At 67.6% G+C, this 10,681-nt stretch carries 10 protein-coding genes; 4 read left to right on the top strand and 6 right to left on the bottom strand.

Annotation, left to right across the window (positions count from 1 at the left end):
• Positions 1-127 precede the first annotated feature (127 nt).
• Positions 128-1,399: a spinster family MFS transporter gene (locus AAHM44_RS08510; RefSeq protein WP_342249692.1), complete on the bottom strand. Its 1,272-nt coding sequence runs from the start codon at positions 1,397-1,399 to the stop codon at positions 128-130.
• Positions 1,400-1,474: 75 nt separating this feature from the next.
• Positions 1,475-3,826 (bottom strand): TonB-dependent receptor, encoded by a 2,352-nt coding sequence (locus AAHM44_RS08505; RefSeq protein WP_269573462.1) that lies wholly within the window; start codon positions 3,824-3,826, stop codon positions 1,475-1,477.
• A gap of 136 nt (positions 3,827-3,962) precedes the next feature.
• On the opposite strand from AAHM44_RS08505, the gene AAHM44_RS08500 reads away from it, so the two are divergent.
• The gene (locus AAHM44_RS08500; protein WP_269573463.1) at positions 3,963-4,598 is read left to right on the top strand and encodes a TetR/AcrR family transcriptional regulator; all 636 of its coding nucleotides are present in this window, start codon (positions 3,963-3,965) and stop codon (positions 4,596-4,598) included.
• Between the two features lie 59 nt (positions 4,599-4,657).
• Here AAHM44_RS08500 and AAHM44_RS08495 read toward each other — a convergent pair whose 3' ends face one another.
• Complete coding sequence (locus AAHM44_RS08495; RefSeq protein WP_342249691.1) at positions 4,658-5,413, bottom strand: CPBP family intramembrane glutamic endopeptidase; 756 nt, start codon at positions 5,411-5,413, stop codon at positions 4,658-4,660.
• A gap of 107 nt (positions 5,414-5,520) precedes the next feature.
• On the opposite strand from AAHM44_RS08495, the gene AAHM44_RS08490 reads away from it, so the two are divergent.
• Positions 5,521-6,000 carry a hypothetical protein gene (locus tag AAHM44_RS08490; protein ID WP_269573465.1) on the top strand — a complete coding sequence of 160 codons (480 nt, stop codon included), beginning with the start codon at positions 5,521-5,523 and terminating at the stop codon, positions 5,998-6,000.
• A gap of 130 nt (positions 6,001-6,130) precedes the next feature.
• Here AAHM44_RS08490 and AAHM44_RS08485 read toward each other — a convergent pair whose 3' ends face one another.
• On the bottom strand, positions 6,131-6,682 hold the full coding sequence (locus AAHM44_RS08485; RefSeq protein WP_342249690.1) for a YceD family protein: 552 nt from the start codon (positions 6,680-6,682) through the stop codon (positions 6,131-6,133).
• Complete coding sequence (locus AAHM44_RS08480) at positions 6,679-7,188, bottom strand: ubiquinol-cytochrome C chaperone family protein (RefSeq protein ID WP_342249689.1); 510 nt, start codon at positions 7,186-7,188, stop codon at positions 6,679-6,681. The genes AAHM44_RS08485 and AAHM44_RS08480 overlap by 4 nt, the downstream gene beginning before the upstream one ends.
• A gap of 140 nt (positions 7,189-7,328) precedes the next feature.
• Between AAHM44_RS08480 and AAHM44_RS08475 the strand changes: the two genes are divergently transcribed.
• Entirely contained in the window at positions 7,329-7,805 is a 477-nt protein-coding gene (locus AAHM44_RS08475; RefSeq protein WP_342249688.1) for an outer membrane protein assembly factor BamE, read from the top strand.
• A 124-nt stretch (positions 7,806-7,929) separates the two neighbouring features.
• The gene (locus AAHM44_RS08470; protein WP_269573469.1) at positions 7,930-8,451 is read left to right on the top strand and encodes an RcnB family protein; all 522 of its coding nucleotides are present in this window, start codon (positions 7,930-7,932) and stop codon (positions 8,449-8,451) included.
• 145 nt (positions 8,452-8,596) lie between these two features.
• Here the strand turns inward: AAHM44_RS08470 and pbpC are convergent, their stop codons facing one another.
• Positions 8,597-10,681, bottom strand: a complete 2,085-nt coding sequence (gene pbpC, locus AAHM44_RS08465) for a penicillin-binding protein 1C (protein ID WP_342249694.1) — start codon at positions 10,679-10,681, stop codon at positions 8,597-8,599.

The following is a 10,681-nucleotide window of genomic DNA, read 5'->3' as shown; positions in this document are numbered from 1 at the left end:
GGGGGGGGCGGGCGCCCCCCCCCCCCCCCCCCCCCGTCCCGGTAAGGCTTCCCCTCGGAACGCGCGTTGCTTTTCGCCGATTTGCGACTCGTTCGCGATTCAGGAAAGCGCCGAGTCGGGAAACTACCTAGGCCGTCTGCTCCACCCAGCCGCTGCGGACATGCTTGGCCGCGAACAGCGCGAGGATGCCGGCGAGCACGTAGAAGCCGAGGCAGAAGACCGCGCCGTAGCGCAGCGCCTCGGCGCCGTAGCTGGCCTTCAGCTCTTCGCCGAGGAAGCCCATCAGCAGCGGGCCGAGGCCCATGCCGATCAGGTTGTTGATCATCAGGAAGCTGCCTGACGCGGTGGCGCGCATGTGCTGCGGCACCATGTGCTGCACGGCGGTGGTCACCGGGCCGAGCCACAGGATGTTGAGCCCGTTGGGAATCACCAGCAGCGGCCAGGCGATCCAGGGGTTGGAGGTGAGGAAGCCGATCGCGAACAGCGGCGCGGTGATCAGCCAGGCGATCGCGGGCAGCCAGGCGTACCAGGCGCGGTCGCCCTTGCCGAGCCGGTCGGCGAACCAGCCGCCGGCGAACACGCCCGCGGTGCCGCCGATCAGCAGCAGCGAGGCCATGAACTGGCCGGTGGTCACCAGGTCGAAGCCGAAATTGCCCATCAGCACCAGCGGCGTCCACAGCGCCAGGCCATAGCCGCACAGCGAGCTGCACGAGGCGCCGAAGGCGAGCAGCCAGAAGGCGGGCTTGCCGGCGAGGATGCCGAACACCGCGCTCACCGGGGCGGCGTCGCCCCTGGCGACGGCGGGGCGGGGCACGTCGCGGACCACCCAGCGGAACACCGGTGCGATCAGGATGCCGATCACGCCCATGGTGATGAACGCCGCGCGCCAGTCGACCAGGGCGGCGATATAGGCGCCGAGCAGGGTACCGAGCGCCAGGCCGATCGGGATGCCGAGCGAATAGATGGCGAGCGCGCGGGCGCGTTTCTCGGGCGGGAAGTAATCGGCGATCACCGCATAGGAAGGCGCGACGCCGCCCGCCTCGCCGACGCCGACACCGAGGCGGAACAGGAAGAGCTGCCAATAGCCGGTGGCGACCCCGCACAGCCCGGTGAACAGGCTCCACACCGCCAGCGCCCCGGCGATCACCCCCGAACGGCTGGTGCGGTCGGCGAGATAGGCGAGCGGCACGCCGAGCACCGAATAGAGCACCGCGAAGGCGAGCCCGCCGATCGCGCCGAATTCGGTGCGGGTGAGGTGCAGGTCCTCCATGATCGGCTTGGCGAGGATGCCAAGGATCTGCCGATCGAGGAAGTTGAAGGTGTAGACGAGCAGGAGCATCGCCAGCACCACGCCGCGATAGCCGGGGCGGGTCGCGGGGTTTGAAGCGGAAGCGTTCATGGCCGTACCTCGACATCAAAAGAGCCGGACGTCAAGGGACGCCCGGCTCGGTAATTTAGGTGCAGTGCACCATACTCAGAATTTGAGGCTGAACGACCCGAAGATCTGGCGCGGATTGCCGTAGAAGGCCGTGGCGACGCCTTCCTTGCCCAGGGTCGGCGTGTAGCCGCCCGCCGGGGTCAGGATCGGCGTGCCGTCGATCCGGCTGCTGATATACTGATAGCCGGCGGTCTTGTAGTGGACATTGGTCAGGTTCTTGCCGTGGATGCCGATCGAGTAGCGCCCGTCGCCGAAGGTGTAGACGAGGTGCGCGTCGAGCAGCGTGTAGCCCGGCTGGTCGAGGAACGGGCTGGCCGTCTCGAACTGGTGGGTCAGGCCGCGATAGGACACGGTGGTAGTCGCCGAGAGATCGCCGCTCGCCACCGGCAGCGTGGCGCCGAGCGTGCCGGCCAGCGTCCAGTCCGGCGTGTTCTGGAAGACGCGGACCGCCGAGACATCGACGCCGGTCGGGCCGATGAAGCGCTTGTACTTGGCGTCGATATAGCCGAGCGCGCCGTTGAAGAAGAAGCTCGAGCCCGGGCCGGCAAAGCCGCGCGCCAGCACGGCGTTGGTCTCGAGCTCGATGCCCTTGATGTCGGCCTTCGCCGCGTTGGTGGTGATGCCGCAGAAGCTCTGGACGTTGTTGATCAGGCAGCCGACCGAGCCCGGGATCTGGACGTTGGAATAGTCCGAATAGAAGCCGGCGAGCGACCAGTTCAGGCGACGATCGAACGCCGCGCCCTTCCAGCCCACTTCATAGCTCTTCACCGTTTCCGGATCGAAGGAGAGATAGTTGTAGATGTCGAGATAGGTGCGCCCGGCCGACGGATTGCTGATCGGTGCCGAGGTGCCCGAGCCGCGCGGATCGAAGCCGCCGCCCTTGAAGCCTTCCGAATAGGAGGCATAGACCATGTGGTCCGCGCTCGGCTTGAAGCTGAGCGTCGCGCGCGGGGTGAAGCGCTTGAAATTGGCGGTGCCGCGGAAATCGGTGGAAGGCGCACCCACGGGCACCGGGGTGCCGCCGAAATCCGGGGTCAGGCCGAGATAGCTCGCCTTGAAGACATAGCTCTTGCGCTGATCCCAGGTGTAGCGGCCGCCGAGCGTCAGGCTAAGCTGCGGGGTGAAGTCGAAGGTGAAGTCGCCATAGATCGAGCTGGTCTCGGTGCGCACATCACCGGCGGTATAGGCGTTGAAGCCCGGCAGCGTGGTCGACAGCAGCACGCCGAAGCCCGTCGTCGCCTTGGCGCCCAGATAGTAGAAGCCGACAATGCCGTTGAGCTTATCGCCATGGATCAGCGCCTGGAATTCCTGGCTGGTCTGGTTGTTCTTGTAATAGGCGGGCACGTCGACATCGACCGACGGGGTCGAATCGAAGTCGATCGGCGTCCAGGAGGTATCCTCGCGGTACGCGCTGATGCTGCGCAGCGTGATGTGGTCGCTCACATCGGCGTTGATCGTCATCGAGATGCCGCCGGCCTCGACATCGTTCTTCGGGTTCGCGAGGCCCGCATTGGTGTCATAGACATTGGACAGCACCGGCGAGCCGGTGAGCAGGCCGGCGAACAGGCGGTGGCCGTTGCGCGCGTTCGACTTGTCATGGGTATAGTCGCCGGTGATGCGGATCGACATGCGGCTGTCCGGCGTCTCGAACTCGAGCGTGCCGCGCGCGGCCCAGACATTCTTGTTGTAGTTCTCGATATGGAGATTGCGGTTCTCTCCGAAGCCATCGCGGGTGAGGCGGGCGCCGGAGAAACCGATCTTGAACATCGAGCCGATCGGAGTCGATGCGCTGACGATCACATCGGCCTGGTTGTACGAGCCGTAATTGCCGCGCACCGACACGGTCGGGCGATCGTCGAGCTTCTTGGTGACATATTTCACCGCGCCGCCGATCGTGTTGCGACCATAGAGCGTGCCCTGCGGGCCGCGCAGCACTTCGATCCGCTCCACGTCATAGATGTCGAGCACCGATGCCTGGGGGCGGTTGAGATAGACGTCGTCGAGATAGATGCCGATGCCGGCCTCGAAGCCCGGGACCGGATCCTGCTGGCCGACGCCGCGGATGAAGGCGGCAAGCGTCGAGTTGGTGCCGCGCGCATCCTTCAGCGTGGTGTTCGGCGACGCGATCTGGAGATCGGTGAGATCCACCGCACCGGCCTGGTCGAGCTGGGCCGAGGTGAGCGCGGTGACCGCGGTCGGCACGTCGAGCAGCTTCTCCTCGCGGCGGCGGGCCGTGACGACGATTTCGCCGGTATTGTCGAGTGCGCTATCCTGCGCCTCGGGCGCGGCCGGCGCGGCAGCTTCCTGCGCGAAGGCGGAATTGGTGGTGAGTGCGGCGAGCGCAGCGCCCGCGAACAGAATCGAACGGGCACAATTCAGGCGTGACATCCAGACTTCCTCCCCATCAGTCTAACCCGTCATTCAACGCGGGTTGCACGTGGTCGTCCGAGGCTATACTGAAACCTGAACCGGGTTTCAACTTGGATAAATGGGAAGAGGAACCAGAATGGCGGAGGGGCGTGGCATGAGCGCCACAGCACCGGGAATCGGCGGCAGCGAAGCGAGCGCCGGCAAGGAACCGCGCACCGCGCGCGGGCGGCGCACCTTGCGCCTGATCCTGGATGCGGCGGCGGAGGAGTTCGGCGCCAAGGGATTCCACGAAGGCTCGATCAGCGGGATCACAAGGCGGGCCGGCGTCGCGCTGGGCAGCTTCTACACCTATTTCGATTCGAAGGACGACGTGTTCCGCGCACTGGTGCGCGACATGAGCGACCAGGTGCGCGAGCATGTCGCCCCGGCGATCAAGGGCGCGACCGGCGGCCAGATCGCGGCGGAGCAGGCGGCGCTGCTCGCCTTCATCCGCTTCGCCCGGGCGCACAAGGAGATCTATCGGATCATCGACGAAGCCGAGTTCGTCGATCCCGAGAGCTTCCGGCTCCATTATGCGAGCACGGCCGAGCGCATCGCCAAGCGGCTCCAGGCGGCGGCGGCGCGCGGCGAGGTGCGCGAGGACGTCAACGAGGTCCATGCCTGGGCGATCATGGGGATGAACGTGTTCCTCGGCCTGCGCTACAGCGTGTGGCAGGAGGACGTGGATCCCGAGGCGATCGCCGATATCGTCGCGCAGATGCTGGCGCGCGGGATCGGGACTGGGGCGTAGGGCGGATCCGGCCGGCTATTCCTGTCATCCCCGCCTGCGCGGGGATGACGGCAAGAAATCTAGCGCCGCCCGCGTGTCGTCGAGCCAAAACCCCAGACCAGCAGCAGCGCGAGCACCGCGGCGCCGATGCGCAGCGCATTGCCGGTCCAGCCGAACATCGCTTCGTCGGGCACCTTGAAGACGTTCCACGCCGCGTTGAGCGAGACATGGAGCAGCAGCCCGCTCCAGATCGTGTTGCCGTCGAGCCGGTCGAGCAATGCCATCACCACGCCGCCGATGCCGGTGATCGTCAGCACCTGCAGTGCCATGTCGCCACCCGCCGGTCCGCCCATGCCCCACCAATGGACCAGGCCGAACAGCAGCGCCTGCGCGCCGACCGCGAGCCATAGCGGCCAGCCGAGCGCGCGGTGGGTGAAGAGGAAGCCGAAGCCGCGGAACACGATCTCCTCGGCCAGCGGGAAGGCGAGGGCGAGCATCGCCAGATCGAGCCAGCGCCAGTCATGCGACAGCCCGCCGAGCATGAAGAGCCCCACCCAGGCGGGGATCGTCGCCACCGCGACCAGGACCGGTCCGCGCCAGCCGTTCGACCGCAGGCCCATCCGGTCGAACAGTCCGGCTCCGCGCAGCATCAGCAGGCCCGCGACCAGCACGATCAGCACGGCGAGCCCATTGTCGAGGATCGCGCCGCCATAGGGGATCTTGAGCGCCGGGATCGGGTGGCCGATCGCCCTGGCGAGATCGCGCACCTGCTGCGACAGGACCAGTATCGCTACCACCAGCAGGACGCTGAAGGGCAGGCGGGCGGATTTTCCCAAGATGTTTTCCCCGGATCGCGGTTTAGGCACGGTGTATTGCTCGGCTAATACGATAACGCAAGGCGCGTACCATTGCGGTGCGGCCATCGGTACCGCATCTAGGGGGCATGGATTTCAGCGACTGGCATGTTGCGCGGGCACGGGCGCTGTTCACGGTGCTGGCCGAACGGCATGCGCTGCGCATGCGCGGCGCCGATGCCGGCCCGGACTATCTCGCGCTCGAGCTGCCCGTCCAATATGGGCTGCGCATCGCGCTCAAGCTGGTCTGGTCGCGCGACCTGCTGATGATCCGCAGCGATCTGTTCACCGCCGAATTCCATCTCGACGCCGATGCCGACGCGGAGACCAAGTTCATCGAGACGTTCGACGGGCTGGTCGAGGGGGAGATCCGCCTGCACCTGTTCTACTGGCCGCGCGCGGCGCGCCCCTACAAGACATTGCTCCAGCGCGCCGAAGGGAATGGCGAGGATGCGGTGTGGCGGACGATCTACACCTGGTTCCGCTGGCTGCCCTGGTCGCCGGTGGCGCGCGAAGAGGTGTGGGTAAACAGCCGCGCGCCGCATCTGCATGTGGTGGGGCACGCCTGACTATATCGCCTGCGAGTTCCTGGCTGTTCCCCGGCGAAAGCCGGGGTCCATAGTCACGAGCGATACGGCACGGAAACCCTGGGCCCCGGCCTTCGCCGGGGAACTGCAGCGTATCAAATAGCGACGCGCATCAGCCCTTGCCCAGCTTGTCCCGTAGCCCGGCAAGCCCGCCGAATGGGCCGCTTTCCTCGGCCAGGCGCTTTGCCTCTTCCTCGCTGATAACCCCGGCGTCGCGCAGCGCCCCCTCGGCGCTGGCGCTGCGCGGATAGGGATCGAGTGCCAGCGCCAGCGTTTCCGCCGCAGCCTCGCCCAGGTCGATCGCGCCGCCCGAATAGAAGACGATGTCGCACTCGTCCTCGCTCAGCTCCATTTCTTCCTCGCCGGCATCGCCGTCGCTCTCGGGGAGGAAGCGGATCGCGAAATCCTCCTCGATCTTCGCGGGTACTGGCTCGTCGGTGATCACGCAGGCCTGGACGACCCTGGCCGAAAGGTGGCCGGTGGCGATGATGCCCTGCGCGTCGCGGCGGATGCGATAGTCGGCGGCCAGGCTGTCGATCGACTTGAGGCCGAACCGCTCGGCCAGCGCGATCCGCTCGTTCGGCTCGGCCTGCACCTGGACCTGGCTCTCGCCGGCGCCGATCGTGTCGAGCCGCTGGGGGCGGTTGAATTCGCTCTGGATCATGCGAGGTCTCCGGCGAGCAAGGTCGCGATCGGGGTGTCGCCCAGCTTCGCATGCAGCGCGCGGAGCTCGTTCTCGACATGGGCGAGCGCCTGCGGCCCGGGCGCCTCGCCGCGATAGAGGTTGCGCACCAGCGCGTCGCCCAGCGTGTCGTCCGCCAGCGCGGTCCGATAGGCGCCCAGGCGCCCGCCGAGCATACCCATCATCTTGCCGACATGCTTGCCGACGACGATGTCGCCGATGCCGATCTGGCGGAGTTGCCCGTCCATGTCGTCGATGAACACTTCGGTGAGATGGGTGCTGAACGGCACCGCCGCCTCGTCCTGCTCGAGGCGCAGGAGGACGAGGCTCATCACCGCGGCGATCATGTCGAACCGGCCGTCGATCGTGTCGGGCACCGCGCCCGCCTCATACCAATGGGGCTGGCGGCCGCGCGCGACGATCGCGGCGTAGAGAAGGGGGGCGGTGCCGCGGTCGGGCGCCTGGAAAAGCCGCTTGAGCAAGCGCATGTGCCGGTTCGGTCCTGCTATGGTTCTGGCAATATGGGGTCGCGACCTTGTTTGGCCGCATTTTGCCGCATATTGAGGCGAACGGCCCGCGATGCAACCAAGTGCATCGGGCGCCGGTACGCGTTTGCCTGGAGACCAGAATGCCGATTCCCGCCCGTGCGCTTGGCGCCGCCCTGCTGGCAGCCGCGCTTGGCACCACCGCCTGCGTGCCCGTGCGCACGCACCAGGGCTATATCATCGACAAGGAACTGGTCGATTCGGTGCAGCCCGGCATCGACACGCGCGAATCGGTGCTCCAGACGCTCGGCCGTCCGACCTTCACCAGCCAGTTCAACGAAGGCGAGTGGTATTACATCTCCCGCCAGAGCGCGAACCTCGGCTACCAGTCGCTCAAGGCCAAGGACCAGACGACGCTGCGCATCACCTTCGATGCGAAGGGCAATGTCGCGGCGGTCGATCGCATGGGCAAGGAGCTGATCGCCTCGGTCGATCCGTACGGCAAGACCACCCCGACGCTGGGCCACAAGCGCGGCTTCTTCGAGGATCTGTTCGGCAATATCGGCACGGTCGGCGCGCCGGGCACCGGCGGTCCGGGCGGCGGCGGCAACGGCCCCTAGTCTCCGGGCGGGCTTTTCCAGCCTTTCATTTCGCTGACGGCCCCGTTCCCGGGCCGTTCAGCGTGGCTGCTCCAAACAGGCGCTCTACCGGAAAACAAGTCCGGACAGTGGTTTGGAGGAAGACATGAAGAAGTTCACAACCGCCCTGCTGCTCGCCGCCGTCGCGCTGCCCGCAGTGGCGATCCCGAGCGCGGCCAGTGCCCAGTCGCGCCAGGAGCTGCGCCGCGACCGCCAGGACATCCGCCACGAGGAGCGCGAGCTGCGCGACGCCCAGCGCCGCGGTGATCGCCGCGACATCCGGGACGAGCGCCGCGACGTGCGCGATGCGCACCGCGAATATCGCGAGGACCTGCGCGACCGTGACCGCGCCTGGGGCCGCGACGACTGGCGCTTCAACCGCGACCGCAACCGCGCGCTCTATGGCCGCGGCAACTGGAACGCGCCGTTCCGCTACACTTCGTTCCGCGTCGGCGGCCGGATCGGGCCGAGCTATTACGGCCCGCGCTATGTGATCGCCGATCCGTGGCGCTATCACCTGCCGCGCGCCGGCCGCTACCAGAGCTGGGTGCGCCACTATAACGACGTGCTGTTGATCGACACCCGTCGCGGCATTGTGATCCGCACGATCCCGAGCTTCTACTGGTAATCGCGCCAGATCAAAGGCTTCGGCCGCGCTGCCCTTTCAGGCCGCGCGGCCGGTGCCCGTAGACACGGCCCCGAAAGGGGTTGGGACCGCCGGGTGAAACGCACAAACCAGCGTTTCGCTCCCGAACCGTTCAACCGCTTTCGCGCTATCTTATGGTGAACAGCACCTGGTCGATCACCTTGCCGTCGAGGTCGACCAGCGCGAGGCGATGCTTGCCCGGCGGCGCCAGGATCAGGGGCCTCGAATCGGCAGTGCCCAGGTCGCGCTTGTCGAGGATCAGCCGGTGGCCAAGCGCCTGGCCGGATACCGAAATCGCCAGCCGCTGATTGTCCACCGGGATATCGGGATCGAGCGCATAGACGCTGCCCGCCACCGGATTGGTGATGCGCGGCCGTCGCGATTCGGCGGGGGCATAGGCGATGCGGTCCATGCCCGTCCCTTTCAGGAAATACTCGCGGCGCGGCTGCTCCATGCCGGCGGCGAAGCGGATCTGGCGTTCCTCCACGCCCTCAGGACGCGGCGGCGCCTTGCCGGGATTCGCTTCGTTGAGCGCCAGCATCACGTCGCGCCACACCGGCGCCGCGCCGCTGGTGCCCGATACCGCGCGCATCGGATCGCCCTCGAGATTGCCGACCCACACGCCCACGGTGAAGCGATCGGTGAAGCCGACGCACCAATTGTCGCGCATCGCCTTTGATGTGCCGGTCTTCACCGCTGCCCAGAAGGGCAGGCGCAGCGCCGAATCGACGCCGAAGGTGCCGGCCCGCGCATTGGGGTCGGCCAGCATGTCCGCGACGATCCAGGCGGCCTGGGGGCTGGTGGTGCGGCGAAGCGCGTCGGTCTTCGCGTCCAGCGTCAGCCGCAGCGGACTCCACCGGCCTTCGAGCGCGAGGCTGCGATAGGCGGCGACCTGCTCCATCAGCGTCACCTCGGCCGAGCCGAGCGCCAGCGAATAGCCATAGTACTGACCGTCCTCGACCAGCCCGCGATAGCCGGTGTCCCATAGCCGGTCGCGAAACGCATCGACGCCGGTGAGCAGCAGCGTGCGCACCGCCGGAACGTTGAGCGACCCAGCCAGCGCGATGCGCGCGGAGACAGGGCCCTTGAACGCCTTGTCGTAATTCTGCGGGACATAGAGGCCCGAGGCGGTGTCGAGCTGGACCGGCGAATCGTCGAGGATCGAGGCGGCGGTGAGATAGCCCTTCTCGATGCCCATCGCGTAGAGGAACGGCTTCAGCGTCGATCCGGCCTGTCGATAGGAAGAGGCGCCGTCCACCGCGGGCGCGGTGCTCTCGCCGCCGATCCCGCCGACATAGGCCAGCACGTCGCCGCTCTGATTGTCCACCACCACCACCGCGCCGTCGCGGGCACGGCTGCCGCCCAGCCCCTGGAGCTGGCGCTTGAGCGCCGTGATCGCGACGCGCTGGATGCGGGCATCGAGCGTGGTGGTGATCCTGGCGCCCGGCTTGGTCAGCAAGGCGGCGGAGAGATGCGGGGCGAGCCCGGGATCGAGCGCGAGGCTGCGCGCCGGGCCGAGCATCGAGGCGGCGGCCCCGGCGAAGCGCGTGCAATCCTGGTCGCGGCTGAGCGCACAGGCACGCCGGGCGACTTCGCTTGGGCTGGCCTGCGGATTGGGCAGCAGCGCCGCGAGCAGCAGCGCGTCGTCGCGGGTGAGCGTCGCCGGGGTCTTGCCGAACAGGCCGAGCGCGGCGGCGCCGATCCCCTGCGCCTCGCCGCGGAACCCGGCCAGGTTGAGATAGGCCTCGAGGATCTGGTCCTTGGTCCAGCGCGATTCGAGGGACCATGCCGCGCGCATCTGGCGCAATTTCTCGCGCATCCCGCGGCTGCCGGGCGCGGCGAGATCCGGCGCGAGATAGGCGGCGACCTGCATCGACAAGGTCGAGGCGCCGCGTCCGCGCTTGCCTTCGATCCGGTCGCGCGCCGCGCCGCTCAGCGCCATCCAGTCGACGCCGCCATGCTCGCGGAAGCGCCGGTCCTCGGCGGCGACAAGGATGTCGCGGGCCACCGGGGATATGTCGTTGAGCCGGGTCCAGGCGAGACGCCGGGCCTGAAAATCGATGCGGCTCGAATCGATCAGCACGCCGTGCCGATCGTAGAGCCAGGCCTCGGACGGATGCCAGCCGGCGCGGACGGCACCGTAATCGGGCAGCGCGGGCGGGCGCGTCACCCACCAGAAGCCGGCCGAGCCGGCCAGCAGCAGCGTTAGCAG

This window comes from Sphingomonas sp. OTU376 (assembly GCF_038440415.1).
GTDB classification, from domain to species: Bacteria; Pseudomonadota; Alphaproteobacteria; order Sphingomonadales; family Sphingomonadaceae; genus Sphingomonas; species Sphingomonas kyeonggiensis_A.
This window is presented reverse-complemented; position numbering and strand designations above follow the sequence as displayed.